Here is a 26,796-nt window from a genome sequence, read left to right on the forward strand (position 1 = left end):
TTCGAGGACAGTCAGCACGCTTCTCCATAGGAGGTCGTTCTTTGAAAGGAACAGTTCCAAATCATGATCAACCTGTTGTTATGCCTAATTTAGATTTCAATTTAGATCAGACTGCAACAGGCCAGACCAAACAACAGGTCGCACACCCTGGCAGTCGTAAGGTTTATACCTCTTTCGCATTTCTCGGTTTGGCCGTCGCTTCGGGCATCCTTATGCCCAAAACGAACGATCGAGTCATGGCAACTGAGTTATCCAATCCTGAGTCCAATCCGGCGATGCAGTCTCCTGCACCGATGGCAGCATCCGCCCCGACGGTGGAAAATTCAACCGGACAAGCATCCCAACCCGATTGGCAACCATCTATATTGCGGAGCCTTTCCAGTCTGAATACAGATGAGAAAGTGACAAATAACCGGAGTCAATCTACGGATTTAGGGTTAAACAAACCAGATAAGACTAGCGTAGAAGCATTTTCTACACCAGAGTCTCGGCCGAGTGTTAACTCGGAATCGTTACCTGAATCAGCTACGTTGTCGGAATCCAACCCCGGATTCAATCAGCAAATTCCTCTTTCTGGGGGTGAAACCTCGGCTACTCAGGAAATACTAAGTCCATCGGTGGGGAATTCGGGATCTCCTGCTCACTCCAATCAGCAGTGGGAGTCCACCAATAGGGTTTCTAACTCGGTTCATTTTAATTCTTTAGATACCATCTCCCAAGGGCTATCTGGAGCTTTTGTGATTCCGAATGATGAGCGCGACCCAACCATCTCGGAAGTTTATCAGGTAGGTTCGGGTGATACGTTAGCTCGAATTGCTAAACTGCATAATGTTTCTGTTGATGCCATTATTAAGGCAAATCAGCTAACTGATCCTAATGTTCTGAGTCTCAATCAGAGTCTAAAAATCCCTAAGCAACTGGCGAGTAGTTTTTCTAATAGTCCGGCCTCTCTAGCCACGAATTCATGGCAAGACCCTCAGATTCGTCCAGATGCTGACCCCTCTCCACAACAAGCTTCTGCCGCAACAGACTTGCGCCTTTTAAGAGGGAGATTACCTCAAGCTGTGCTTCCGGCAGTTCTTCCCTCGGAATATAGAAGTGATGATTCAGCCGTTGCCGATCTTCCAGGAGAAGATATAGCTGATCTGAGTTCGATTCCGACCCATAGCACTTTAAATCAAATCTCGCTGAACCAACTGGCGAACCGTGCTATGAATGATGGGGTCGATGCTTCTACTCCCATAGCAACCGCAGCCGTAGCGATTCCGGTTGATGCAAAATTTTCTTCCTTGTCCGAACAGTTGGCGGTTCAAGAGGTTTCTGTTAGCAAATCAGAAGCCGTTAATAAATTGTACAGCGATCGCCTGAGATCTGAAGTAGAACGACTGCGCGAGGAATATAAGGTTCAGAGTGGCTATCAGTTGACCAGCGTATCCCTAGAACCAAATGAACAGCCCAAGGCTGAAGTTTTGACCTCTAAGGGAATGGCTTCCTTACATCGTCAAAAACTGATTAATCCTGAGTTTAATCCTCAAGCCTATGCTCCTGAAAAGGCTAGTCAAGCCGAACAGAACTTGGCTTCGGAACAGTTAGCTCAATTGTCTCCCAATGGCGTGACATCTCCGGCTGCCCAACTCCAGCCCGCATCCAGACGTTCGGTAGTGGCTACTGCCCCCGTTGGTTCTAGGGCTTATGATCCTTTAAGCAATCCGGCTTTGGGTCAGATGGTTTCCCCGCAGTTACCCCCTCTTTCTGGGCCAGATGTTTATTTGCCCAGTGGGTCTATGCGCTTTAATGGCTATATTTGGCCATCATCGGGTATTCTAACCTCCGGTTACGGTTGGCGCTGGGGACGAATGCACCGGGGAATTGATATTGCCGGGCCCATCGGAACCCCGGTTGTGGCAGCCGCCCCTGGGGTTGTTAGCTATGCCGGATGGAATGATGGTGGCTATGGTAACTTAGTCGAAATTGAACATCCCGACGGCAGTTTAACGGTTTACGCCCATAACGATCGCATCCTGGTCAGCGAAGGCCAAAAAGTGGATCAAGGAGATCAAATCTCGGAAATGGGAACCACCGGCCGTAGTACCGGGCCTCATTTACACTTTGAAGTCCATCCTAGTGGCCAAGATGCCGTTAACCCGATCGCTCTCCTACCTCCAGAAAGTTCTACCGTATCCCAAAATTATTAGGGTATTGATCAGGTATTGAGGTGTTGAAGGTTGGATAGTAGCGAGGAAAGAGCGAGGGTACTTTTTATTCCCTCCCCTGCTCTCCGCTCTCCTCCTCCCCTCCTCCCCTACCCCCTGAAAAAAAGATTAAACAGGGGGTTGATATCTGGGAAAGGTTTGTGTTATATTGTTTAATCGTGAATAAACTAAGGCTCAGTAGCTCAGTGGTTAGAGCAGGGGACTCATAAGCCCAAGGTCGCAGGTTCAAATCCCGCTTGAGCCATTGAAAATAAATCCGTTATACCAGGGAACAGGGAACAGGGAACAGGGAACAGGGAACAGGGGGGAAAACATCTCACCGTCTGGGTTCCAAGATCCGTCTCTATCCTAACTGCCTTGGCGGTTGCTATAACTCTTAATTTTTGGGTTTTAGGTCAGTCTGAAAAGGGCTGGCTTTTTGATTGGGATTACTTGTTTTTTTCTAAGTCTTGTTTAACTGTACTCAATTCGACTATGATGTATTTGTAACAAATCGTAAGATAGCAAAACAATTGGGATCAAAGTTATCCTAATTTTCTGCAACGAAACTATACTATCGTCAGTTTAAGGAGTATTATTCATGGCTGAGAGCCTGCGTATTGGCCAAGTCGCCCCGGATTTTAAAGCAACGGCCGTTGTTGACCAAGAATTCAAAGACATCTCACTATCCGACTATCGGGGTAAGTATGTGGTTCTATTTTTCTACCCCTTAGACTTTACCTTTGTTTGCCCGACTGAAATTACGGCTTTTAGCGATCGCGCTGAAGAATTCAGCAAACTCAATACTCAAATTCTTGGGGTTTCCGTCGATAGCGCCTTTTCTCACCTAGCTTGGATTCAATCCGATCGCAAATCCGGTGGTGTGGGCGACCTGAACTATCCTCTGGTGGCTGACCTGAAAAAAGAAATCAGCACCGCTTATAACGTGCTTGATCCTGAAGCCGGAATTGCCTTGCGCGGTCTGTTCATCATTGACAAAGAAGGGGTGATTCAACACGCCACGATCAATAACCTCGCCTTTGGTCGTAACGTAGATGAGACTCTGCGGACACTGCAAGCGCTTCAATATGTTCAAGCTCACCCCGATGAAGTTTGTCCTGCGGGTTGGCAACCGGGTGACAAGACCATGATCCCCGATCCCGTCAAGTCTAAAGAATTCTTTGCGGCGGTCTAAGATTAAGTTTTAGACAAGATTTAAGAACCCGTCTTTACAATGTGAGGGCGGGTTTCGTTGATTTTTGTAAGATTGTTTTACACTAAGAATAATCACAAACAACAAACTATTATGCTGACTTCTAACGATTTTACTGGTTTAATTAATCGTCGATTTTGGAATAACTTTTTTCCGATCCCCGCCACTAGCAATTTACAGTTAGGGTTGAAAACCCCCGATTTTCAATTACCCGATATTACTAATGGTCAATTAGTGCGGTTATCTCAATTTCGAGGCGATCGCCCGGTGATTTTAGCCTTTACACGCATTTTTACCGAAAAACAATATTGTCCCTGGTGTTATCCCCATGTTAGAGCGCTGAATGAAAATTATGAAGCATTTGTGCAAAGGGGAATAGAAGTTTTACTGATTACCAGTACCGATGAACGCCAAAGTAAAATTGTAGTCAAAGACCTCGGCTTAAAAATGCCATTACTGAGTAATCCAAGCTGTGGAATTTTCCAAATATATCAAGTAGGACAAGCCCTAGGTGCGCCCTTACCCGGGCAGTTTGTCTTAGATAAAAAAGGCATCTTGAAATATAAACATTTGTTTTCTTTTTTTGATTACAATGCTAGTGTTAAAACCCTCTTAGAAGTGGTCGATCCCCTCACGAGTCCCAAAGCCTAAAATCCGTAACTAAACAGACTGGATTTCCTTGTAGATCATAACCCCAATAGGAGGAATAATAACCCTCCCCCCAACCGGAATGAAAAGCAATAATATTCAATCCGGTTGATTCATCTAAACAGAAATTTGTCCAATCCCAGGTATCAACATAGGTCTGATCTAAAGCTTGATCCAAATGATTATAATAATTTTCAAACTCAGTATCGGAAAGGAAAGATAAGCGTTTGATCACTTCCCTATCGGTAAAACATCCTGTCCCAGAAGTGACGGGATAACCCGATTCTTGATCCCCGGTAAAAGATACCGCCAATTCCCATTTCACCGCAGGTTGATCCCGAATTACTAACATCGCATAGGCGACTCTTTGTTCTTTTTGGTGATCAAATGTGGCGATACTTAGTTTCACCGAATAACGACCCGCAGCTAGAGTTTGAGTCAAACAGAGATCAGAATTAGGGACAATTAAAGGATCACAAACGGCAATTTTCCCAGAGGTTAAAACGAGTTCACCGAGGGTATGGACGGAATAGGTAACTTGATCGCTATGTTGATCAAGGGTAGTTTGAAAACAATAACCATTTTGAAATGCCTGATTCAAGTCGGTGGGATTCATTCTTTTTAACTGCCTTCTAAGAGAGAACGTAACTAATTATGGGTAAAATGGAATAGGGAATAGGGAACGGATAACAAGGATTAAAAGTAAGGGATTTGTACAAGGACTGGTCGGTAATTATCAAAAAATGTAGGATTGATGTCCCTGCTAACCCAAAATAGAATAGAGCTTTTATCGGAAATCTCCAGAATCAAATATTACAACAAAATCCTGACGAATTGCTATAATAATGGGTTGAGTTCAATCCGCTTTAATACTTATTAAATTGACTCAACCCTAATTTATGGCCAATCTCATTAAAAATATACAACCCACCCTAGATTTTATTCCGCCCCGCTTTAATCCTTTGGTGCTAAAAGTCTGCCGATGGGGAATGCCCTTTTGGATGAAATGGAAAACGCCCTTAGTTGAAATTAAGGTAGAACAAATTGAACGATTAGTTAATCTTTATCAACAATTTCAAAGTGGAAAAGTCAGATTTTTATTGGCTTTTCGTCATCCTAATACGGATGATCCATATTGTATTAGTCAATTGTTATGGCGATTTGTTCCTGAAACTGCAAAACAACAGAAAATTGTCTTATCTAATCCAATTCATGCCCATTTTATGTATGATCGAGGAATTCCTTTATGGGCAGGAAATATAGTTTCTTGGTTATTTCCAAAATTAGGAGGAACACCGATTTTAAGGGGGAAAGTTGATCGTTTAGGATTACGATCAGCCAGGGATTTATTTATTAATGGTCAATTTCCTTTAGCCGCCGCACCGGAAGGGGCAACTAATGGGCATAATCAAAATATTAGTCCCTTAGAACCTGGAGTTTCTCAATTAGGATTTTGGTGTGTTGAAGACTTAAAAAAAGCTGAACGATCGGAAGAAGTTTATTTGGTTCCCATTGGTATACAGTATTTTTATATTCAAGATAATTGGGGAGATTTAGAAAAATTAATTGCCCAATTAGAAAGGGATTGTAACTTACCTCAATCTAGCCAAGACTTAACTGTTTCTTCCCTCTATAGCCGTTTAATTCGATTGGGGAATCATTTATTAGATATCATGGAAAATTTTTATCGCCAATTCTATTATCGCAGTATTCCCCGGGATGAAACTATTGATTTTCCAGATCGAATTAAACGATTATTAGATATTGCCTTAACCGTGGCTGAAGAATATTTTAATCTCAAACCCATGGGAGATTTAAGTAGTCGTTGTCGTCGTTTAGAACAAGCGGGATGGGATTGTATTTATCGCTATGATCTCAAGGCTAATGATACCTGGTCTGCGGTAGAATTAGGATTAGCAGATCGGGTGGCAACCGAAGCTAGTTTGCGAATGTGGAATATGAGATTAGTGGAAAGTTTTGTGGGGGTAACGGGCAGTTATATTAAAGAAAATCCTACCTTTGATCGTTTTGCCGAAACCACTTTAATTGTTTGGTCAATGGTAACTAGGTTAAAGGGAGAAAACCCATTAAAACGTCCCCATTTAGGGAAAAAACGCGCTAAATTAACCATTGGTGAACCCATTTCTGTGACTCAAAAATGGTCAGATTATCAAACAAACCGTCGTCAAGCTGTTGCTAATTTAACTCAGGATTTACAGGACGCTTTAGAACAGATGATTGAGCATTGAAAATTTGATATAATAAATTAACCCAACCTCAAATGAGGAGGAGAAAAAATGTCAATAACCGCAGAACAATTAGAGGCATTAATGCCTGATGGTACTCAAGTTGAAAGTGAATATATAGAAATGGAAAGTACGTTACACTATCTCCAGTTGGCGTTGTTAGTTTCTTGTTTAGATTGGTTATGGAAAGATAGAACAGATTATTTTATTGGGGCAAATTTAACCATCTATTTTAGTCGTCAACAACTGAGAAATCGAGACTTTCGCGGGCCAGATTTTTTCTTGGTAAAAAACACATCTAAACATCCGAGAAAATCCTGGGTAGTTTGGGAAGAAAATGGGAAATATCCAGATTTAGTTATTAAACTTATTTCCAAATCAACGGCAGAAATCGATAAAACTACTAAAAAGAATGTATATCAAAATCAATTTAGAACCCAGGAATATTTCTGGTTTTCTCCCGATGATTTAGAACTAACGGGTTTTAAATTAGTCGGAAATGAATATCAAGGAATTATTCCTAATCAACAAGGATTATTAGCAAGTGAAGTGTTAGGATTATTCCTGGGAATTTATCAGGAGAAACTGCGATATTTTACCACGGAAGGTGATCTTATTCCCACTCCTGAAGAAGCTGCATTAGCAGCACAAAATCAGGCTAAAGGTTTAGCCTAACAGTTCAATTTTTAGCCATTGAACCCAAATAAAGACATTGCCAAAAATCCTGTAGAGACGTGCCATGGCACGTCTCTACGGGGGTTAAAAAACATCAATCCTTGAGTGATGACCCCCTAACCTGCTATGGTAATTGTTTGTCACCTTAATTTTCTTAGTAACATCCTTTATAAAATTTCCTATGGTTAGTTTTTTACTCGAAGTTGGAACAGAAGAATTACCAGCAACCTTTGTTGAAACCGCCATTCAACAGTGGAAACAGAAAATTCCTGCTAGTCTCAAAGAACAGTTTTTAAGCGTTGAGTCGGTTCAAGTTTGGGGAACACCGCGACGGTTAGCTGTATTAATTGAAGGACTTCCTAGCCAACAACCCGACCGCGAAGAAGAAATAAAAGGCCCTCCGGCGTCTACGGCTTTTAAAGACGGAAAACCGACTCCGGCGGCGGAAGGATTTATTAAAAAACAGGGCGTGACCTTAGAAGATTTAGAAATTCGTCCTACTTCTAAAGGGGATTTTGTATTTGTTTTAAAGAAAATTCCGGGGAGGTTAACGGCGGAAATTTTAGCCGAATTAACATCAGAATGGATTACAAAATTAGAAGGGAAACGGTTTATGCGTTGGGGGGATGGAGATTTAAAATTTCCCCGGCCAATTCGCTGGTTAATTACCTTATTAGATGATCAGGTTTTACCTGTTACCTTAGTTAGTGGTTCAGAAGTTGTTAAAAGCGATCGCATTTCCCACGGACATCGGGTTTTACATCCTGAAAATATCTCTATTTCCCATGCTAAAACCTACGCTGAATCTCTGAAAAAAGCCTTTGTTCAAGTTGACCCCCAGGAACGAATTCAGACTATTCAAAAAGAAGTTAAAATCGCGGCTAATATTGTGGGAGGCGAGGCTGAAATTCCCGAAGATTTATTAGCAGAAGTGGTTAATTTAGTGGAATGGCCGACGGCCGTTGTCGGAACCTTCGATCAGGAATTTTTGGATTTGCCCGCAGAGGTAATTAAAACCGTCATGGTGACGCATCAACGGTACTTTCCAATATTAACAATAGAAACCCAAAATTCATCGCCATTAAAGCCCTATTTTATCACGATTTCTAATGGAGATCCGGCTAAATCCAATTTAATTGCGGCGGGAAATGAAAGGGTAATTCGGGCGAGGTTAGCCGATGGACAATTTTTCTATAAATCCGATTTGAAAACGCCTTTAGAAAGCTATTTACCCGCCTTAGAAGCGGTGACTTTTCAAGAGGATTTAGGTTCGGTTCGGGATAAGGTAAATCGGATTGGTAAAATTGCTAATTGGATTAGTGAACAACTTAATATAATTGAATCTGACCGCAGTTTAATTCAACGGGCTGCATTATTATGTAAAGCGGATTTAGTTACCCAAATGGTCTATGAATTTCCCGAATTACAAGGGATCATGGGAGAAAAATATGCAATAGAAGGAGGAGAACCCGCAGAGGTAGCAACGGCAATTTTTGAACATTATTTACCACGGAATGCTACGGATAATTTACCCCAAACTTTAGTCGGTCAAGTGGTAGGTTTGGCGGATAAACTAGATACTTTAGTTAGTATTTTTGGCTTGGGAATGTTACCCACAGGTTCCTCCGATCCCTTTGCTTTGCGTCGGGCGGCGAATGCGGTAGTTAATATTATTTGGGCGGCGGATTTACCCCTGAATTTATATCAACTTCTGAAACAAATTGCGGTGGATTTTGTTAATAGTTTTCCGAATGCGATTTTAGGGTTAAATCATGAATTATATGATTTTTTCCTGCAACGGATTAGAACTTTATTACAGGATGAAAAAGCTATTGATTATGATTTGGTGAATGCGGTTTTAGGAGAGAATGATCTGGAATATCAAGAACGGGCGTTACAGGATTTGTTAGATGTTCGAGATCGGGCTTTATTCCTACAAACTATTCGTAAAGATGGCAGTTTAAACCAAATTTATGAAACGGTTAATCGTTCGACTCGTTTGGCGAAACAGGGGGATTTAAACACCCTGGAATTGCAACCGGAAATGACAGTTAATCCTGAGTTATTTCAAAAGTCTTCAGAACGTCAATTCTATCAGGCTTTAGTACAGTTAGTTCCGAAAACAAAAGCTTCTCAAGCCACCAGAAATTATCGTCAATTGGTGGAAGCTTTAACAGAAATTACCCCAACGGTGAGCAGTTTTTTTGATGGCCCAGAAAGTGTTTTAGTGATGGATGATGATCCCAATATTCAACGTAATCGTTTGAATTTATTGGGATTATTAAGAAATCATGCCCGGGTTTTGGCGGATTTTGGGGCAATTGTTAAAAGTTAAGGGTTAGGGGCGATCGCAATATCATAGAATATTCCCCTTGACAAGAGGCGGGTTTCGGTTTATTATTATTTTCGTGAACCTAAGCGGGGGCGAAAACCTGGGGGGGTTCACGAAAAACCTTAGAACCTTGACAAATCAATAGTTTATATTTGTGAGTCCGGTTAGTTATTGATAATCTGTTGCAATAACGAAGCCTGAAATGAGGTATTTTTTGAGGTTCACGAAAATGGGCTCCAGAATGACCGCCCCATAAGGGTTTCAAACGGCAGACTTTCAATTAAAATAATCCTGCTTGCGGGACTGAAACACCATTACCAGATATAGGCTTTATAGAGTCACTAACTTTCAATTAAAATAATCCTGCTTGCGGGACTGAAACAGCTACTGAAATCATCTGAGTACATTAAAACTTGCCTTTCAATTAAAATAATCCTGCTTGCGGGACTGAAACTTGGCAGATACCTTATCTACACTTAACTTTTTATAATGTTCCCTTTCAATTAAAATAATCCTGCTTGCGGGACTGAAACGAAGGAGAAAGAAATACTGCCAAGTTGACACCTTGCTTTCAATTAAAATAATCCTGCTTGCGGGACTGAAACAAGTAAGCACACAATGAGGCAAAAATAATGCTATCACTTTCAATTAAAATAATCCTGCTTGCGGGACTGAAACTTACTATAGGGGGCTGAAGTTGTAGCACGCGCCAGCCCTTTCAATTAAAATAATCCTGCTTGCGGGACTGAAACGGAACAAGTGAGAGTCCTCTTAGATGAGTTTAAAAGTTCTTTCAATTAAAATAATCCTGCTTGCGGGACTGAAACCAATCACGGCTCTTGGTACTCTAGCGGTCGCTGCTTTTTCGATCTTTCAATTAAAATAATCCTGCTTGCGGGACTGAAACCTATTATCTTCTAAGTCTACTAACTCATTATTCTTAACTTTCAATTAAAATAATCCTGCTTGCGGGACTGAAACGGAGACTACTAGCACCAGCAGGAATAGCAAGAGCAAACTTTCAATTAAAATAATCCTGCTTGCGGGACTGAAACCTGATAAGACCAATCAAACCCCAACGGTACATCTGTCCTTTCAATTAAAATAATCCTGCTTGCGGGACTGAAACTCAAAACTTACACACTCAGGTTTTAACAAATCATACTTTCAATTAAAATAATCCTGCTTGCGGGACTGAAACCGTTACGGATAAATCGGCACTCACGAATACAAGGGGCTTTCAATTAAAATAATCCTGCTTGCGGGACTGAAACAGATCACTCTGTTCTAGGGGAAAAGGATCTCTTAACTTTTCTTTTCTTGGCGATTAGAAATCGCAGCTACACAGACAAAACCCACCTGCGTGGGTTCAAAAACCTTAATTTTTATTAGTCCACGCAGGTGGACTTTGTTTCTGTAGTAGCGAATTATATTCGCCGAAAACTTTTCTTTCAATTAAAATAATCCCACTTGCGGGACTGAAACATATCCGAGTAGAATCAAAAACAACCTACTGGGAATTATTACATTGTCTATGCCGAAAGTTCATATTATTGGTTTAGGAAGATCGGGAAATGCTGCCGCCCGGTTGTTAAAATTGCAAAGATGGGATGTGATTTTAAGCGATCGCAATTCTTCCTCAACCCTAGAAACCCAAAAACAACAATTAGAAACCGAAGGAATTAAAGTCGAGTTAGGACATAATTTTCAACCCGATACTTCCCTAGATTTAATAGTTGTTAGTCCTGGGGTTCCTTGGGATAGTCCGGGGTTAAAAGCCGCCAGAAATTTAGGTATAGAAACCATCGGAGAACTAGAATTAGCCTGGCGAAATCTGCGACATTTGCCCTGGGTTTGTATTACTGGAACTAACGGAAAAACCACAACCACCGCCCTCACCACCGCAATTTTTCAAGCCGCAGGTTTAAACGCCCCCGCCTGTGGAAATATTGGTTATGCCGCCTGTGAATTAGCCTTACAAGAATATCAAGGAATAGAAAAACCCCTAGATTGGGTAATTGCAGAAGTCAGTAGTTATCAAATCGAATCCTCCTCAACTTTAACCCCTAAAATTGCCATTTGGACGACCTTCACCCCCGATCATTTAAGTCGTCATTACACCCTAGAACGTTATTATGATATTAAAGCTAAATTATTATATCAATCCCAAACACAAATCATTAATGGAGATGATCCCTATTTAAGAGAAACCGCTAATCAACGCTGGCTTTCTGCCCATTGGACAAGTGTTTTAGGACAAGAAAAATTAGTGGCAAATCCCGAATTGGGATTTTATATTGAAAATAATTGGGTAATGCAAAATAAAGATAAAATAGTTCAAGCGGATGCCTTAAAAATGGTCGGAAACCATAACCAACAAAACCTGTTAATGGCCGTTGCAGCCGCCCGAATTGCCAAAATAGAAACGCCAGCAATTAGTCAAGCAATTTCTTATTTTCCAGGGGTTGCCCATCGTTTAGAACATATTATGACTTGGCAAGGAATTGACTGGATTAATGATAGTAAAGCCACCAATTATGATGCAGCCGAAGTGGGATTATCGGCCGTTGATGCGACCGTAATTTTAATTGCTGGAGGAGAAGCCAAACAAGGAGATGATACCGCTTGGATGAATAGAATTAAATCAAAAGCCATCTCGGTTTTATTAATTGGAAATGCAGCCGAAGTATTTGCAAAGCGGTTAACAGAAGAAAATTATTTTAACTTTGAAATCGTAGAAACCATGGAAAAAGCGATTATCAAATCCTCTGAAATTGCCCCAAAATTAGGCGCGAAAGTCGTATTATTATCCCCCGCTTGTGCTAGTTTTGATCAATATCAAAGTTTTGAACATCGCGGAGATCATTTTCGCCAATTGTGTTTAGAATTACAATCAGGGCGGGTTTAGATCATCTGTATTCCCTATTCCCTCCCCCCCTAGCCCCCCGTGTACGGGGGGTTTGGGGGGCTGTTTCCCTAGCCCTCCGTTCACGGGGGGTTTGGGGGGCTGTTTCCCTAGCCCTCCGTTCACGGGGGGTTTGGGGGCTGTTTCCCTAGCCCTCCGTTCACGGGGGGTTTGGGGGGCTGTTCCCTGTTCCCTAGTTTTCATAACTATCTTGAACAATTCTAATTCCTTACAAAAACCCAATTCATCCTCGAGTCAAATCACCTTATTAACCGCGATTTGTCTTGTTATTGCTAATATGATTGGCACGGGTGTCTTTACCAGTTTAGGGTTTCAAGTCCTTGATATTCAGTCGGGTTTTGCTATTTTATTTTTGTGGTTAATTGGCGGTATTTTTGCCCTTTCCGGCGCCCTATGTTATGGGGAATTAGGGGCGGCTATGCCCCGTTCTGGGGGTGAATATCATTATCTTTCTGAAATTTATCATCCGGTGATTGGTTTCCTCTCAGGATGGGTTTCTGTCACCGTTGGTTTTGCGGCTCCTATTGCGGCTGCTGCTATGGCATTAGGAAAATATATCTCCAGTGTATTTCCTAGTTTAAATTATCCCATAATTATCGCTTTAATTGCAGTAATATTAGTTAGTCTAATTCATACCCAAACCCTGAAAATTAGCAGTGTGTTTCAACAGGGATTTACAGTTTTAAAAGTTGTCCTAATTATTGTTTTTATCCTGAGTGGATTAACTTTGGCTACCCCCCAACCGATTGAATTTATGCCTAGTTTTAGCGATATTTCGGTAATTTTTAGTTCATCTTTTGCCGTTTCTTTAGTTTATGTCACCTATTCCTATTCCGGTTGGAATGCTGCGGTTTATTTAGCGAGTGAAATTAAGGAACCAGAGAAAAACTTACCGAAATCCCTATTAATTGGTACATTAATAGTTACGGTTTTATATCTGCTTTTGAACTTTGTTTTTCTCTATACAACACCTATAGAACAATTAGCCGGACAATTAGAAATTGGTTATATTGTCGCCCAACAAATATTTGGAAATTTAGGAGCAAAAATCATGGGATTATTAATCGGATTTGGTTTAATTTCTTCGATTAGTTCCATGGTATTAGCTGGGCCAAGAGTCACCCAAGTCATCGGGGAAGATATTCCCATATTTAGAATTTTGGCTCAAAAAAATCAACATGGAATCCCCTATTATGCCCTATGTTTACAACTAGCAATTGTAATTATATTAATCATCACCGCCAGCTTTCAAGCCGTAATCACCTATTTAGCATTTACCCTAACCCTATCTTCATTAATCACGGTTTTAGGGGTTTTTGTCCATCGTTTCCGCCGTCCTGACCTACCACGTCCCTATAAAACTTGGGGATATCCAATAACCCCGATCATTTTTTTAGGAATTAGCCTTTGGATGCTAATATTTATTTTTCAGGATAAACCCCTCGAATCCTTAGCCGGATTAGGAACAATTGCCCTGGGTTTACCCTTCTATTTTATCGGTATTCGGAATAAATTGGTGTAATTTATGAAATTCTCAGCCCTATTACTAATCATTTTAAGTGTTGTTGGTTTGCAGTCCTGTGTTAAAACTGAACCTCAACCAAAGATTGAGCAATCCCAAAAGATTGAAACCCCAAAAACATCCCCACAAACGCCTACTCCTCCGATTAATCCCTTAGACCTATATGATCAAAAACAAGCGGATTATTTAACCGATACCGCTAAATTAATTGCGGGAATGAAAGTTGATCCAAAAAGTCAATTTTATCCCCTAACTCAATCTAATTTTTGGGTTAATTATCACGCTTTTATAAATCCGGCTTGGTCAAAACTAGAAAAACAACAACTGGCAAAAGTTAGCGAATGGTCTAAACAGGAATTAGCTACTATTAATCAATCCAATCCTCGAATTTTTTATCCCTTTAGTGGGCCGGATTTCTTATATGCTAATTTATTTTTCCCGACGGCTAGAGAATATGTACTTGTAGCTTTAGAACCAGTGGGGACTATTCCTGATTTTAATGAATTATCCGAAAGTCAGCGTAATCAAAAATTGGGGGATGTTAAAAACTCTCTTTATTCTTTACTTCAGTTTAGCTTTTTTCAAACCAAAGAAATGAAGTCTGATTTATCTAATCAAGGAGTTTTACCTTTAATTTTATTGTTTATGGCGAGAACAAATAATAGAATTTTAGACTTACAATATATTGGATTAGATAAAGATGCTAAAATTCAAAAGTTTGAAAAAGGCATGATTCCTGGGGTTAAAATTGATTTTGTTTCTCAAGGGGAAAAAGAACCTCGAACTTTATATTATTTTTCCGCCGATATTTCCGATGATGGCTTGAAAAAAACACCAGAGTTTACTCAATTTGTCAAACAAATCGAGCAACCCGTTACCTATCTTAAAGCCGCATCCTATTTAATGCACAGACCCGCCTTTGCTGGAATTAGAGAGTTAATTCTGGCTCAAAGTCAAGCTATTCTACAGGATGATTCGGGGATTCCTCTTAACTTTTTTGCAGAAAAACAATGGAATTTAAACTTTTTTGGAACCTATACCAACCCAATTTCTTTATTTAGTGTTCGCTACCAACCGGATTTAAGGAAAGTTTATCAAAGCAATGCTGCTGTGAAACCGCTTAATTTTGGAGTGGGTTATAAGTTTGGGGTGAATCAATCTAATATGATGTTAGCAACCAAAAAGCAAAAACCTTAATCCTAAAGTGAAATTTAAGACAGAATAATTACGAATTACGAGTTAATTTAATTTTTTAATTCGTAATTCGTAATTCGTAATTAAAAGGTAGTTAGCCCGAAAAGATATTGAGGCGTAAACACCTCACTACGAAGTTAGTTAATACTTAGTCTTTTGTCCATTCCGTGTGGAAAAATTCACCCCTGGGTTTATCGGTACGTTCATAGGTATGGGCACCAAAATAATCCCGTTGGGCTTGGGTTAAATTCAAGGGTAAAGTTGCCCGTCGGTAACTATCAAAATAGTCTAAGGACGCACTAAAAGCCGGAACTGGAATGCCAAATTGATTAGCAATAACTAACACTTCCCGCCAGGCTTGTTGACGATCTAAAATCGTCTGTTTGAATTCCGGTGCTAATAACAAATTCGGTAAGTCAGGATTTTCACCAAAAGCGGCTTTAATTTTATTCAAAAATCCCGCCCGAATAATACAGCCTCCCTTCCAAATTCGTGCCATTTCTCCGAGATCCAAATTATACCCATACTCCTTAGAAGCGGCACTCAATAAAGCCATCCCTTGAGCATAGGAACAAATTTTAGAACAGTACAACGCATCCCGAATTTTATTCACTAACTCAGAAATATCTCCCTGATATTCACTCGTCGGCCAAGGCAATTCTACGGAAGCGGCTACCCGTTGATCTTTATAGGAAGAAATAATCCGACTATTCACCGCCGCGATAATTGTTGGAATCGAAACTCCTAACTCCAAAGCACTCATCACTGTCCAACGTCCGGTGCCTTTTTGTCCGGCTGCATCAACAATTAAATCAACTAAAGGAGAACCAGTTTCGGGGTCAATTTTTTTGAAAATATCCGCCGTAATTTCAATCAGAAAAGAATTGAGTTCGTCGGTGGTATTCCATTGGGCAAAAACTTCATGGAGTTGGGCCGCACTCAACCCGGCGACATTTTTCAGCAGGTCATAGGCTTCGGCAATTAACTGCATATCGCCATATTCAATCCCGTTATGCACCATTTTAACGTAGTGACCCGCTCCCCCTGGCCCAATAAAAGTCACACAGGGGCCGTCATCAACTTGGGCGGCAATTTTGACTAAAATCGGCTCTAATTCTTTATAGGAGGCTTCCGTACCCCCTGGCATCAGGCTGGGGCCCCAGAGAGCGCCTTCTTCCCCCCCACTCACACCCATGCCCACAAACCCTAAACCCGTGGCTTCTAATTCCTTGGTGCGGCGTTCGGTATCTTCATAGAGGGAGTTTCCACCATCAATAATCATGTCATCTTGATCTAGCAAAGGTTTAAGCTGATCAATGACCGCATCAACGGGTTTCCCTGCTTTCACCATGACTAGAATACGGCGGGGACGTTCTAGGGATTGGACAAATTCTTCTAGGGTATAGGCTGCTTTGACGTTTTTTCCCTGGGCCCGTTGCTCCATGAACTCATCGGTTTTAGCCCCGGTGCGGTTATACACTGCGATCGGAAACCCATTACGCTCAACGTTGAGGGCCAGGTTTTCACCCATGACGGCTAGACCAATTACACCAAATTTTTGCAGGGTCATAGATTTCTATTGACTGTAATATTGTGGGTTACTGAGTGCATTGACATACTCCCACCGTCAAGCTTCGCGCTTGACGGGGGATTCTCCCAGAATCACTTCTTGAGATTACTGGCTCAACGAGACGACTTAAATCTTCAACATCTCTGTTAAAGACCCAGAGGCCGGACTCTCCCCAGTCGTTCGGGTCGGTTTCTGCTTGCCCAACAGTACCGTTGAGATATTCTCCCAAATATTTCAACCCTTTTTTAAGAATATTGATAGCTGCGTTCCAATCACGATCTAAAACTGTTTGACAATCAGGGCATTGATGAGTTCTCGTACTCAATGTTTTATAAACTTTTGCCCCACAAACCGAACAATCAATAGTCGTGAATTGTGGTGGTACAGCAATGCAAGTTATCTTATGTATCTTGGCAAAATAATTCACCCATTGCGTGAACTGATACCAAGAAGCGTCGCTAATACTCTGAGCTAACTTGTGATTCTTCACCAAATTAGACACTTTCAAAGCCTCATAGACTACCAAATCATTAGATTGGACTAACGCCAGAGCATCCTTGATAGCTCTGTCTTTACGTTGTCGGAAAACTTTTAAGTGCAATTTAGCTACTTTTTGCCGTTGCTTGTGATAGTTACTGGACTGTTTCTGTCTTTTTCGATGACGCTTAGATAGCCTTTGATGAATCTCGACAATTAGCATAGAACCGAGAAATGGCTTGCCATGCTCTATCTGCGCTTGACTGCCTTGCCTGAGAATTTAATTTGTTCACCCAAGGAGTTGTAGAGTCTTTCGCCAAAATAGCACAAAGTTTCTGCAAGTCATTCCTTGTAGTCCCTTTATTCTCCATCCAAAACTTAACGCATTTGTTTCTGACAAATTGCGCTGTCCTAATAGCTTCATCAAGCTTTTGATATTGCTCTGGAGTGCCGTTCTTTAACTTGGCTTCTACAACTAACATAATTCCCTCGACCTTGGGTTTAACACTATTATAACACACTTTACCCGACAATTGTGGAATTAAATCGTGGCTTCGCATCTGAGTTAGTTGGATTTCATCCCTCGTTAAGCTACACTGTAACGGGGGCATTCATCCAAAATTTTTAGGTAATCTTATTAGATTAGCGTTGATTTTACTGGGTGTATAATTTAAGTCAGATTTTTTTAAAGATTTGCCGGATCAATAATTTAGTGCAGTTTGATCAAAACCAATGGAAGAATTACAGTATCTCGCCACTTGGGTTAAGGAACAACACGCCCAAGAATATATCCTGACTTGGTTATTAACTCAACCTGGCCTCTGGTGGTCAAATGGGGAAGTTTACCAAGCGGTTTTGCAAAAATCGGGGAAACGGTTGAAGGAATTTGTCAAGAAAAGCAAACAAGGAGATCTATTTCAAGGGATTGCCGATAAGATTGTCAGTGATGAAAGTTGGGATCAAATTGCTGAAAGTTTAGCCCGGTTAATGGGAATTTATCAAGAAGAATTGGTTAAATTACAGGATCAAGGACGGTTAGAACAAACTACTCGTTTATCGGTTCAACGTCCTTCTCCGCAGTCAAAATCCTGGTCTAATCTTGATGTTCAACAGCCTTTACCTGACCCGAATACCGATGCTTTAACTGGACTATAAATTATTAATTATTGTGGGGATAGCGATCGCTTTTTTTGTTATAATGAAAATCCAATCAAAAATACAATAGGAGATTATTTTTATGTCTCTGATGACAATAAAAGATTTAGAGCAAGTCCAAAAAAATCTCTCCGAAGGCGGTTTAGATTATCAGTTAGAATTAGTCGAGGGGAAGATTGAAATTATGGGGCCATCGGATATTATATCGAGTGAAATTGGCGTGATTTTCAGCCGTTTGCTGGCTAATTGGGTTTACCCCCGTCGTTTAGGCCGTGTCTTTGACTCTGCTGGGGGTTTTATCCTCCCTGATACTAACCTCAAAGCTCCTGATGTTTCTTTTGTTCGTGCATCCCGTCTTAGACAAAGTGTGCGTTATTTTGCTGAATTAGTCCCTGATTTAGTTGTAGAAATTAAATCCCAAAGCGATCGCATCAATCCTTTAAAAAAGAAAATCAATAAATTCTTAGAATTAGGGGCACAAGTTGGGATTCTGATTGATCCTGATGAGTTAATAGTTACGGTTTATCGCTCTACAGAGGAACCCGTTATACTCGGTAATGGAGATATTTTAACCCTGCCAGAACTCTTTCTGGGTTGGGAATTACCCATTAATGAATTATGGCCTCCGGTTTTTACCGATGATGAATTCTAAAATCGCTTTTCTGGTAGGAGTCCGTGTTTTTAGATACAGTTTTGGGAGAATCAGACCGTTGATAATTTCGTTAGGTGGCTATCGGATCAAGAACTTTAGTGGGATGATCGCTTTTATGGATTGTAATACCTATGAAACCTCGAATTATTGTTTGTAGTTTAGGTCGGACGGGATATCAGATTTTTAGACTCCTGAAGCAACAAGGAGCTATTGTCGTGGGTATCAGCGACAAACCCATCCCCCAAGAAGGGTCTGATGTGGTAGTGGGGAATTTACGCTCCGCTTCGACTTTATTGGCCGCCGGGGTAAAAACAGCCAATGCTTTGATTTTGGCTGGAAATGATGAAGCGACAAATTTAGCGATTTTAATGCAAGCCCGAATTTTAAATCCTCAAATTCGGATTATTAATCGTTTATTTAATACTAATTTAGGAACCCGCCTGAATCAAACTTTACCAGATCATAGTACCATGAGCGTTTCGGCTCTGGCTGCCCCTGTATTTGCGTTTGCGGCTTTAGGAAATCGGGCAATTGGACAACTAGAATTATTTAATCAAACTTGGCCGATTCATGAAGAATTGATCGATGAAGATCATCCCTGGTTAGGACATAGTTTGAGGGATTTATGGGCTGATCCCAGTCGAATGTTAATTTATTATTTGCCGTTTAAAGATAAAATTGATTTAGTCTCTGGGGTGATGGCTGATCAAAAATTGGAGGTGGGCGATCGCTTAATTATAGCCATTAAACCCAAAACCTATCAAATTCAAAAGAATCTTAAATATCGATTTCTTAAATTCAAACGAGGATTACAAAAGTTTAAACAATATGCTAAGTCTGCCTTAATTGTAAGTTCGATTTTATGTCTAACAATATTGGGAGCAGCTTTAACTTATGTTTTTGTCGATCCTAGTTATTCTTTCGTGGATTCTCTCTATTTTTCCGTAGGGATGATTACCGGAGCCGGAGGAAATGAACAAGTTGTTGAACATTCCCCCGACACGATTAAAATTTTTACGGTGGTGATGATGTTAATTGGCACCGGAGTTGTTGGAATTAGTTATGCCCTATTAAATGATTTTATCTTAGGAACTCGTTTGAAAGATTATCTGGATGCGACCAGAGTTCCCGAACGCAATCACTATATTATTTGTGGATTAGGAGAATTAGGATTAAATATTGCCCAACATTTATATCAGCGAGGTTATGAAGTAGTAGTAATTGAACGAGATCCCAATAGTCGTTTTCTCAGTACCGCCAAGGGGTTAAAAATTCCCATTTTTGAAGGAGATGCGAGTTTAGCCAACACCCTCAAAAGTGTTAATATTGAAGCCGCAGAAGCATTATTAGCCGTTACCAATGATGATACTGGAAATTTAGAAATTGTTTTAAGTGCTAGGGGATTAGCACCCCATTTACGGGTAATTACTCGCACCCATGATTCCCATTTTGCCTTGATGGTGCAACAGATTTTTGATTTTGAAGCGGTCTTAAATACAACGGAAATAGCGGCTCCAGCTTTTGCCGCCGCAGCACTGGGGGGGCGGATTTTAGGGAGTGGAATTACGGCGGATAGTTTGTGGGTGGCTTTAGGAACTTCAATTACCCACAATCACCCCTTTTGCGGAAAGCGAGTGCAAGAGGTTGCTAGAAAAGCTGATTTTGTTCCTTTATATGTTGAAACTGCCTATCAAACTATTCATAGTTGGGAACTGTTGAATTTTCTGCTACAACCTGGGGATATCCTATATTTGACCATGCCAGCCCAGCATATTGAGCAACTTTGGCAAACTCTCCCCCCAGAAATATTCTCCTGGCAGGATAACCCTGTTTTGAGTCGAGAGTCGAGCCTAGCGCCACCGAAAAAATTAATCGGTTAAGGAAAGGATAAGGAACAGTTACAGTAAACCGTTAGTGTTGACACTCCCCACGCATAAATGCGGGGGATTCTTGACTAAGCCCACAAAGGGACTCTCAAAGGGGCTGTCAATTCCCCTCTACTGACTCCACTAAGATCAAGTCCTAGTATTGTCGCTACTTTTCGCCCAATATTGGCCGCACCATTGCAATCTGCGTTGATCAACCAATTATCAGCAGTTCGATATAAACCTCTCTTGATACTCCCCAGGGCTGAAGCCACGGGGATTCTTGAATGAATCCGAAAACTCTCAAAGGCGCTATCAAATCACCTCTACACGCTCAAAACAACTACCCTCATAAAAGATATTGCAATTGCGCTTACTTTTAAATTGTGTTTGTTTTCATAGACCATCACCAACGCCAGATAGGTACGCTTCACACTCTGCCATTACTTGTCAGTTATACAGGCTTACTACTCCTCAAGGAGTGTGGTGGCTCACTGTGCCGGGATTTCTCCGATACTAGAGTGTTTCAACACGCAGATGGTTGTTTTACTTACGATCTATTCTAACTCAACTTTTCAATCAGTTAGATCAGGAAATATTGAAGGCGGTTGAAACCGCAACGACTTTCCTCCCCATGTCTAAAGCCAGGGGCTTCTCGCTCGTTTTTTGGTGAACGAGGCAAAATACGCACCTCCTCGTTCATACTACGTCGCGGACAAGTGCCGACTAAATGCTCATGGCAAATGTCCATTTTTCCCTTTAGGGTTCACTATTTTGAAATTGTTGTCTGCGGTTGCGAAGGCGACGGCGTTCTTTATGGCGAGCTACCTCTTTACGCTTGCGTTTTTGTCCGGGGGTTTCAAAGTGACGATTTTTTTTCAGATCGGCAAAAATGCCAGCTTGTGAAACTTTTCGTTTAAAGCGACGTAAAGCAGACTCTAATTGCTCAGTTTCACCGAGAACGACTTGGCTCATTCCATATTCTCCCAGTTAAAATTATAGATGGGTTTAACAAGCTGCCCTGATTAAGCGGATAGGAACGGGACACTATGAACGTCCACACCCATATATCTTTGATCTTTGACCGTAGTACCATTGAGAAATCAGGGCTTGAAACAACCTCAAATGGCAATAACGAAGAATATCCGCCCAAATCGAAGCATGGTAGAAAAAAATTTCTGATACGGCTTAGTTTGTGCCATTTACTCCCCATGCAGAGCGATATTCACTATAACACAAATTTAGACCACAATTAATCCCACGCTTTGGTAATTCTTCACAACTGACTGAGACTAAGAAGATTTCTGTTCTTCTTGGGGACGAGATTTATTCAGCTTGAGGATGCGCTCCATCCATTCAGCCCCATTTAACTCTTGAATAGCTTTGGCTTCCTGATCGCTGGCTTAACAGAATTGTTAAGTAATTGTTAATTTTAATTGGGGAGAAATCAACTCTAGTCCAAAGACTTGAGCAAAGGTTTCTGCCACTTGAGAACGGACTTGTTCTAAAGTAATCCCAGGAATAAATTGAGCTAAACTACCAACGGGTCGATGGGCAATCCCACAGGGAACAATTGCTTCAAAACCCTGCAAGTCAGGGCAGACATTAAGGGAAAAACCGTGCATCGTAATCCAACGACTGACTTTGATGCCTACAGCCCCCACCTTGGTTTGATCAATCCAAACTCCTGTTAACCCCGGAATCCTTTCTGCGGGGAGTTCATAGCTGCCTAGAACTTGAATTAATACCTGTTCTAACTGCCTCAAATACCAATGTAAATCAGGGGTATGGCGTTGTAGATTTAAAATCGGATAGCCGACTAGCTGCCCTGGACAATGGTAGGTTACTTCCCCGCCCCGTTCCACCCGATGCAGTTCCACCGGAGACTTGTCGGGATCGAACTTCAGAAACCGTAAATCAGCCCCCTGTCCCAAGGTATAAACAGGAGGATGTTCCAATAGGATCAATACATCATCAAGATCGGGGTTCAGCTTGCGGTCTTGAACCAAGGATTGCTGCCAATTCCAGGCCGTTGTATAGGGAACCGATCCAAAGTAATAAATTTGACAGGGGACAGCCACAATAACCGTTAAAAAAAGAAGTCAATAGCAGATAGGGTAACAGATTTAATGCTAATATAGTGAGTAGGAATACTTAATTCAACTTCTAGGAGAAAAGGAAAAACGTACAAGAGATCAGAAAAAAAATCAAGTGATTTTCGACTAAACTTAACCCCGGAAAAGTCAAGAATTGTCACAAGAGCAAAAAAAATTGCAATGGGTGAAGTTTGGTATCAGGTTAGTGTTAAGGTGGGAATATGCCCACATTATGAGCGGGAGGGAGCTTTATGGAGCTTGTTATCCAGGGTAAAAATTTAGAAGTTACGACTGCAATTCGCGAATATGTAGATCAGAAGATCACAAAAGCTGTCAGTCATTTTGAACAATTGACGACGGAAGTGGATGTACATTTATCTGTTGCTCGGAACCCTCGGATAAATCCAAAACAAACCGCAGAAGTGACAATTTATGCCAACGGAACTGTGATTCGCGCTCAAGAAAGTAGTGAAACTCTTTACGCCAGCATTGATCTAGTCGCCGACAAAATTGCTCGCCAACTGCGGAAGTACAAAGAAAAACGTCAGGATAAGAGTCCCAATCTACTTAAAACCGGTGAAGTCGTTATTGAGAATCCGGTGGTTGAAGATTTGATTGGGGATCGTTCTCCTGAACTACCCCCAGAGGTGATTCGCACAAAATATTTTGCGATGCCTCTAATCACCGTTGATGAAGCTTTAGAACAGCTTCAATTTATTGATCATGATTTTTATATGTTCCGCAATGCGGAGACGGAAGAAATTAATGTGATATACAAGCGTTCTCATCACCGTGGTTACGGCGTGATTCAGCCTCGCCACGGAGATGCAGAAAGTAACGGTAAATCTACTCAGGCGAATACTGAGGTTTTGAGTTCATCCAAAGCTGCTCAAGTTTAGGGGTATCGAGGGTTTGGCTCTGTGTCAAACCTCGATTACAACTTTACGGATAATAATTAAAGATGGGTTTTTGTTGAAAGAGTGTTCTATTTTATGACGCTTTGGCTCAAAAGAAGACCATCAAAACCGTGCCATATTAGGATGGAACGTTTTAAGCTCCACCCCAGGAATGGCGGTGGATTTTTTTTAATTAATGCGTCCCTGGGATGCCGTTGATTGCCCAAAGAACAGAATATGTTGAACTGTGCTAACAATGCCTCGGCTTCCAAAATTTTAATTGTTGATGATATTCCAGAAAATCTGGAACTGCTCTATCATGTTTTGACGGATGCCGGGTATGAAGTCGATAGAGCTTTAGATGGAGAATCGGCCTTAGAACAAATTAATCACCATCCTCCAGAACTGATTTTACTAGACGTGATGATGCCGGGTTTGAATGGTTATGAATTGTGCCAACAATTAAAGGCTTGCCCCCAAACCCGGGACATTCCTGTAATTTTCGTTACTGCTCTAGTAGAAATTAATAATAAAGTCAAGGGTTTTGAAAATGATGTTTTAGAACTTTCTAAAAAAGAATGGGTACTAAATTTTAGATTCGATCTAATTATTGATTTAACTCATCAGATTTAATCCTCCAAGCAATGAATAACGAGCAAAACCACCTAAATCCCTGTGATATATTAGTTGTTGATGATTACCTCGATAATTTACGAGTTTTAACCGCGATTTTAGTCGAACAAGGATATCGGGTGAGAAAAGCAATTAATGGTCAACTCGCACTGGCTACCATTGAACTTCAAGTCCCTGATTTAATCTTATTAGATATTCAACTTCCTGATATTAATGGTTATGATCTCTGTCGTCAGATTAAGGCTAACCCCCGCACCCATGCTATTCCAATTTTAATAATGAGTATTCATAATCAAGCCGAAGATATTGTTAGAGCTTTTTCAGAAGGGGCTGTAGACTATATCAAAAAACCATTCCAATCAGAAGAAGTTATTGTTAGAGTTAAAACTCAACTAATGATCAGAAATCTTTATAATCAATTAGAACATCAAAATCGTGCACTATTTGAAAAAAATCATCAGCTTCAATCAGAAGTTGAACACCGGATTCAAACAGAAGAATCTTTAAAAGCAGCTAATTTAAAACTAGAAAAATTAGCATTTATTGATGGTCTTACAGAATTAGGAAACCGTCGTTATTTTGATGAACAGTTGCCTCGAATTTGGCGACAGATGGCGAGAAATAAACAATGTATTTCCTTAATTCTTTGTGATTTAGATTATTTTAAAATCTATAATGATACCTATGGTCATCCGGCTGGAGATATTTGTCTTAAACAAGTTGCTAATGGGATTAATCGGGCACTCAAACGTCCGGGGGATGGGGTTTTTCGTTATGGTGGGGAGGAATTTGTAATTATTCTCCCTGAAACTTCCTTAGAAGGAGCAATCCAAGTGACTAAAAATATCCAGCTTGAAGTTGAACAACTTCACCACCTACACAATAATTTTTCTATCTATAAAAAAACTACATTAAGTTTTGGAATTTCCTGTCAATATCCTGAACCCAATACATCACCTACATCTTTAATTATTCAAGCTGATCAAGCTCTTTATGAAGCTAAAATGCAAGGGCGTAATACCTATGCTATTTACGGTTATCCCAATCCTTTTTAATTTATTTTAATATTGATCAAAGAACAGTAATAAAGCGATAAAAAGGTAATATTGATCAATTAATTAGTATCGAGTTATAATGGACTTCTGTTTCCCTGTTCCCTATTCCCCGCTATAATTATGATTGTCAATCCTTCTGATTATAAAATTTCTCATGAAGATTATCTCGAAGGCGAAAAAATTAGCCCTATTCGCCATGAATATATTCGGGGAGAAGTCTATGCAATGGTTGGAGGAAGTGATGCCCATGAAACTATTGCAGGAAACTTATTTGCTTTAATTAAAAATAAAGTTCGAGGAACAGGATGTCGAGCTTATATCGGTAATATGAAAGTTCATATTAAAACCGCCGATAGTTATTATTATCCTGATGTTATGGTAACTTGCGACTCCCGCGACAGAAATAATGGTTATTTTAAACAATATCCCAGTTTAATTATTGAGGTATTATCTCCCTCAACGGAAGCATTTAATCGGGGGGATAAGTTTGCCGATTATCGACAGATTGAAACCCTACAAGAATATGTGTTAATTAGTCAAAATAAAATTAATGTTGAATGTTTTAGACGAAATCAAGAGGGGCGTTGGGTATTGTTTACCTATCAACAAAATCAACAGATACAATTAGAAAGTATTAATTTCACTTGTCAGGTATCAGAAATTTATGAAGATGTTTTAGACTTAAATTATCCTACGGGTTAGGGGAAATATTAAGAAAATCAATATTCAGTGAAAATACTGATGCAATTCTTGAACAGTTGAGTTATAATTATCCTTAATCAAGGATTCGACCATCACGGATTAATAATTATGGCACTGACCAGAGGTTTTGATTCACTCACCCATCTGTTAACCGGAAGCGCTACCGTTGCGGCTATTGTTATTAGTCAAAGCGTGGCGGTTTATGCTAAAACTGGTGAGGAAGTTTACCAAATTGCTGTTCCCGTTACCGTCCAAATTAATAGTGATAGCGGTGGCGGAACTGGGGTAATTATTGCTCAAGATGATAATTCTGCTGCTGCTTACATCAATCGGGGTATTGCTCGCCATAATTTAAAAGACTATCAAGGGGCGATATCTGATTACGATAAGGCTCTTAAAATTGATCCTAATTATGCTCTTGCTTACTACAATCGGGGTGTTGCTCGCGGTAATTTAAAAGACTATCAAGGGGCGATATCTGATTACGATAAGGCTCTTAAAATTGATCCTAATTATGCTGCTGCTTACCTCAATCGGGGTGTTGCTCGCGGTAATTTAAAAGACTATCAAGGGGCGATATCCGATTTCGATAAAGCTCTTAAAATTGATCCTAATGATGCTGCTGCTTACCTCAATCGGGGTGTTGCTCGCGGTAAATTAAAAGACTATCAAGGGGCGATATCTGATTACGATAAGGCTCTTAAAATTGATCCTAATGATGCTTCTGCTTACATCAATCGGGGTGGG

General features: G+C 40.5%; 23 protein-coding genes, 1 tRNA gene and 1 CRISPR repeat array. Of the genes, 18 read left to right on the forward strand and 6 right to left on the reverse strand.

The genetic code is table 11. From position 1 onward, the window contains the following. The first annotated feature begins 41 nt into the window (after positions 1 to 41). From AC559H_RS22555 to AC559H_RS22570, 4 genes are all read left to right on the forward strand, one after another. A complete protein-coding gene (locus AC559H_RS22555) occupies positions 42 to 2,195 on the forward strand; it encodes a LysM peptidoglycan-binding domain-containing M23 family metallopeptidase (RefSeq protein ID WP_051319553.1) in 2,154 nt (717 codons plus the stop codon). Between the two features lie 189 nt (positions 2,196 to 2,384). Continuing rightward, positions 2,385 to 2,457, forward strand: a tRNA-Met gene (locus tag AC559H_RS22560). Positions 2,458 to 2,793: 336 nt separating this feature from the next. Continuing rightward, the gene (locus AC559H_RS22565) at positions 2,794 to 3,387 is read left to right on the forward strand and encodes a peroxiredoxin (protein WP_026788568.1); all 594 of its coding nucleotides are present in this window, start codon (positions 2,794 to 2,796) and stop codon (positions 3,385 to 3,387) included. Positions 3,388 to 3,498: 111 nt separating this feature from the next. Next, on the forward strand, positions 3,499 to 4,056 hold the full coding sequence (locus AC559H_RS22570; RefSeq protein ID WP_026788569.1) for a peroxiredoxin family protein: 558 nt from the start codon (positions 3,499 to 3,501) through the stop codon (positions 4,054 to 4,056). Here the strand turns inward: AC559H_RS22570 and AC559H_RS22575 are convergent. After that, positions 4,037 to 4,669 (reverse strand): DUF4241 domain-containing protein, encoded by a 633-nt coding sequence (locus tag AC559H_RS22575; protein WP_026788570.1) that lies wholly within the window; start codon positions 4,667 to 4,669, stop codon positions 4,037 to 4,039. The two genes, AC559H_RS22570 and AC559H_RS22575, sit on opposite strands and share 20 nt — an antisense overlap. A gap of 283 nt (positions 4,670 to 4,952) precedes the next feature. On the opposite strand from AC559H_RS22575, the gene AC559H_RS22580 reads away from it, so the two are divergent. The 6 genes from AC559H_RS22580 to AC559H_RS22605 all read left to right on the forward strand — a co-directional run bounded on the left by AC559H_RS22580 (position 4,953) and on the right by AC559H_RS22605 (position 14,951). Next, positions 4,953 to 6,302 (forward strand): glycerol acyltransferase, encoded by a 1,350-nt coding sequence (locus AC559H_RS22580; protein WP_026794869.1) that lies wholly within the window; start codon positions 4,953 to 4,955, stop codon positions 6,300 to 6,302. 48 nt (positions 6,303 to 6,350) lie between these two features. Next, positions 6,351 to 6,974, forward strand: coding sequence for a Uma2 family endonuclease (locus AC559H_RS22585; protein ID WP_026794868.1), 624 nt, complete (start codon positions 6,351 to 6,353; stop codon positions 6,972 to 6,974). 181 nt (positions 6,975 to 7,155) lie between these two features. Then, positions 7,156 to 9,309, forward strand: coding sequence for a glycine--tRNA ligase subunit beta (gene glyS / locus AC559H_RS22590; RefSeq protein ID WP_026794867.1), 2,154 nt, complete (start codon positions 7,156 to 7,158; stop codon positions 9,307 to 9,309). Between the two features lie 270 nt (positions 9,310 to 9,579). Continuing rightward, positions 9,580 to 10,580: a CRISPR direct-repeat array (repeat unit 37 nt; unit sequence CTTTCAATTAAAATAATCCTGCTTGCGGGACTGAAAC). 260 nt (positions 10,581 to 10,840) lie between these two features. After that, complete coding sequence (gene murD, locus AC559H_RS22595) at positions 10,841 to 12,214, forward strand: UDP-N-acetylmuramoyl-L-alanine--D-glutamate ligase (protein ID WP_026794866.1); 1,374 nt, start codon at positions 10,841 to 10,843, stop codon at positions 12,212 to 12,214. Between the two features lie 208 nt (positions 12,215 to 12,422). Continuing rightward, a complete protein-coding gene (locus AC559H_RS22600; protein ID WP_026794865.1) occupies positions 12,423 to 13,754 on the forward strand; it encodes an APC family permease in 1,332 nt (443 codons plus the stop codon). A gap of 3 nt (positions 13,755 to 13,757) precedes the next feature. Continuing rightward, positions 13,758 to 14,951: a hypothetical protein gene (locus tag AC559H_RS22605; RefSeq protein WP_026794864.1), complete on the forward strand. Its 1,194-nt coding sequence runs from the start codon at positions 13,758 to 13,760 to the stop codon at positions 14,949 to 14,951. A gap of 145 nt (positions 14,952 to 15,096) precedes the next feature. Here AC559H_RS22605 and gnd read toward each other — a convergent pair whose 3' ends face one another. Genes gnd through AC559H_RS22620 form a run of 3 tightly spaced genes read right to left on the reverse strand, consistent with a single transcriptional unit; the run spans position 15,097 to position 17,555 of the window. Next, a complete protein-coding gene (gene gnd / locus AC559H_RS22610) occupies positions 15,097 to 16,518 on the reverse strand; it encodes a decarboxylating NADP(+)-dependent phosphogluconate dehydrogenase (RefSeq protein ID WP_026794863.1) in 1,422 nt (473 codons plus the stop codon). Positions 16,519 to 16,546: 28 nt separating this feature from the next. Next, positions 16,547 to 17,218 (reverse strand): RNA-guided endonuclease InsQ/TnpB family protein, encoded by a 672-nt coding sequence (locus AC559H_RS22615; protein ID WP_237157189.1) that lies wholly within the window; start codon positions 17,216 to 17,218, stop codon positions 16,547 to 16,549. Continuing rightward, positions 17,184 to 17,555: a hypothetical protein gene (locus tag AC559H_RS22620; RefSeq protein ID WP_237745623.1), complete on the reverse strand. Its 372-nt coding sequence runs from the start codon at positions 17,553 to 17,555 to the stop codon at positions 17,184 to 17,186. The genes AC559H_RS22615 and AC559H_RS22620 overlap by 35 nt, the downstream gene beginning before the upstream one ends. A gap of 172 nt (positions 17,556 to 17,727) precedes the next feature. On the opposite strand from AC559H_RS22620, the gene AC559H_RS22625 reads away from it, so the two are divergent. The 3 genes from AC559H_RS22625 (at position 17,728) to AC559H_RS22635 (ending at position 20,682) form a co-directional block, all read left to right on the forward strand. Continuing rightward, positions 17,728 to 18,150, forward strand: a complete 423-nt coding sequence (locus AC559H_RS22625) for a hypothetical protein (protein WP_026788583.1) — start codon at positions 17,728 to 17,730, stop codon at positions 18,148 to 18,150. Positions 18,151 to 18,232: 82 nt separating this feature from the next. Then, on the forward strand, positions 18,233 to 18,802 hold the full coding sequence (locus AC559H_RS22630; protein ID WP_026788584.1) for a Uma2 family endonuclease: 570 nt from the start codon (positions 18,233 to 18,235) through the stop codon (positions 18,800 to 18,802). 131 nt (positions 18,803 to 18,933) lie between these two features. Beyond that, on the forward strand, positions 18,934 to 20,682 hold the full coding sequence (locus tag AC559H_RS22635; RefSeq protein WP_071782512.1) for a potassium channel family protein: 1,749 nt from the start codon (positions 18,934 to 18,936) through the stop codon (positions 20,680 to 20,682). A gap of 744 nt (positions 20,683 to 21,426) precedes the next feature. Here the strand turns inward: AC559H_RS22635 and rpsU are convergent. Both rpsU and lipB read right to left on the reverse strand, forming a co-directional pair. Further along, positions 21,427 to 21,642 carry a 30S ribosomal protein S21 gene (gene rpsU / locus AC559H_RS22640; protein ID WP_026788585.1) on the reverse strand — a complete coding sequence of 72 codons (216 nt, stop codon included), beginning with the start codon at positions 21,640 to 21,642 and terminating at the stop codon, positions 21,427 to 21,429. 440 nt (positions 21,643 to 22,082) lie between these two features. Further along, the gene (gene lipB / locus AC559H_RS22645; protein ID WP_026788586.1) at positions 22,083 to 22,751 is read right to left on the reverse strand and encodes a lipoyl(octanoyl) transferase LipB; all 669 of its coding nucleotides are present in this window, start codon (positions 22,749 to 22,751) and stop codon (positions 22,083 to 22,085) included. A gap of 263 nt (positions 22,752 to 23,014) precedes the next feature. Here lipB and hpf point away from each other — a divergent pair, with 263 nt between their 5' ends. From hpf to AC559H_RS22670, 5 genes are all read left to right on the forward strand, one after another. Then, positions 23,015 to 23,662, forward strand: coding sequence for a ribosome hibernation-promoting factor, HPF/YfiA family (gene hpf, locus AC559H_RS22650; RefSeq protein ID WP_026788587.1), 648 nt, complete (start codon positions 23,015 to 23,017; stop codon positions 23,660 to 23,662). 234 nt (positions 23,663 to 23,896) lie between these two features. Then, a complete protein-coding gene (locus tag AC559H_RS22655; protein ID WP_043937907.1) occupies positions 23,897 to 24,292 on the forward strand; it encodes a response regulator in 396 nt (131 codons plus the stop codon). Between the two features lie 11 nt (positions 24,293 to 24,303). Then, a complete protein-coding gene (locus tag AC559H_RS22660) occupies positions 24,304 to 25,347 on the forward strand; it encodes a GGDEF domain-containing response regulator (RefSeq protein ID WP_051319698.1) in 1,044 nt (347 codons plus the stop codon). A 120-nt stretch (positions 25,348 to 25,467) separates the two neighbouring features. Continuing rightward, positions 25,468 to 26,049, forward strand: a complete 582-nt coding sequence (locus AC559H_RS22665; RefSeq protein WP_026794861.1) for a Uma2 family endonuclease — start codon at positions 25,468 to 25,470, stop codon at positions 26,047 to 26,049. A 108-nt stretch (positions 26,050 to 26,157) separates the two neighbouring features. Next, a partial coding sequence (locus tag AC559H_RS22670; protein WP_148292373.1) for a tetratricopeptide repeat protein occupies positions 26,158 to 26,796 on the forward strand: 639 nt, incomplete at its 3' end.

Origin of the sequence: Planktothrix prolifica NIVA-CYA 540 (genome assembly GCF_963864145.1) — a bacterium.
Lineage (GTDB): Bacteria > Cyanobacteriota > Cyanobacteriia > Cyanobacteriales > Microcoleaceae > Planktothrix > Planktothrix agardhii.

What these genes read in the sequence shown, in the direction of transcription:
- AC559H_RS22630 (WP_026788584.1), top strand. Translation starts at nt 18,233, where the DNA reads ATGTCTCTGATGACAATAAAAGATTTAGAGCAAGTCCAAAAAAATCTC.
- AC559H_RS22620 (WP_237745623.1), bottom strand. Translation starts at nt 17,555, where the DNA reads ATGCGAAGCCACGATTTAATTCCACAATTGTCGGGTAAAGTGTGTTAT.
- glyS (WP_026794867.1), top strand. Translation starts at nt 7,156, where the DNA reads ATGGTTAGTTTTTTACTCGAAGTTGGAACAGAAGAATTACCAGCAACC.
- AC559H_RS22635 (WP_071782512.1), top strand. Translation starts at nt 18,934, where the DNA reads ATGAAACCTCGAATTATTGTTTGTAGTTTAGGTCGGACGGGATATCAG.
- AC559H_RS22580 (WP_026794869.1), top strand. Translation starts at nt 4,953, where the DNA reads ATGGCCAATCTCATTAAAAATATACAACCCACCCTAGATTTTATTCCG.
- AC559H_RS22615 (WP_237157189.1), bottom strand. Translation starts at nt 17,218, where the DNA reads ATGCTAATTGTCGAGATTCATCAAAGGCTATCTAAGCGTCATCGAAAA.
- hpf (WP_026788587.1), top strand. Translation starts at nt 23,015, where the DNA reads ATGGAGCTTGTTATCCAGGGTAAAAATTTAGAAGTTACGACTGCAATT.
- murD (WP_026794866.1), top strand. Translation starts at nt 10,841, where the DNA reads ATGCCGAAAGTTCATATTATTGGTTTAGGAAGATCGGGAAATGCTGCC.
- AC559H_RS22625 (WP_026788583.1), top strand. Translation starts at nt 17,728, where the DNA reads ATGGAAGAATTACAGTATCTCGCCACTTGGGTTAAGGAACAACACGCC.
- AC559H_RS22605 (WP_026794864.1), top strand. Translation starts at nt 13,758, where the DNA reads ATGAAATTCTCAGCCCTATTACTAATCATTTTAAGTGTTGTTGGTTTG.
- AC559H_RS22575 (WP_026788570.1), bottom strand. Translation starts at nt 4,669, where the DNA reads ATGAATCCCACCGACTTGAATCAGGCATTTCAAAATGGTTATTGTTTT.
- AC559H_RS22585 (WP_026794868.1), top strand. Translation starts at nt 6,351, where the DNA reads ATGTCAATAACCGCAGAACAATTAGAGGCATTAATGCCTGATGGTACT.
- AC559H_RS22665 (WP_026794861.1), top strand. Translation starts at nt 25,468, where the DNA reads ATGATTGTCAATCCTTCTGATTATAAAATTTCTCATGAAGATTATCTC.
- AC559H_RS22570 (WP_026788569.1), top strand. Translation starts at nt 3,499, where the DNA reads ATGCTGACTTCTAACGATTTTACTGGTTTAATTAATCGTCGATTTTGG.
- AC559H_RS22660 (WP_051319698.1), top strand. Translation starts at nt 24,304, where the DNA reads ATGAATAACGAGCAAAACCACCTAAATCCCTGTGATATATTAGTTGTT.
- rpsU (WP_026788585.1), bottom strand. Translation starts at nt 21,642, where the DNA reads ATGAGCCAAGTCGTTCTCGGTGAAACTGAGCAATTAGAGTCTGCTTTA.
- gnd (WP_026794863.1), bottom strand. Translation starts at nt 16,518, where the DNA reads ATGACCCTGCAAAAATTTGGTGTAATTGGTCTAGCCGTCATGGGTGAA.
- AC559H_RS22655 (WP_043937907.1), top strand. Translation starts at nt 23,897, where the DNA reads ATGTTGAACTGTGCTAACAATGCCTCGGCTTCCAAAATTTTAATTGTT.
- AC559H_RS22565 (WP_026788568.1), top strand. Translation starts at nt 2,794, where the DNA reads ATGGCTGAGAGCCTGCGTATTGGCCAAGTCGCCCCGGATTTTAAAGCA.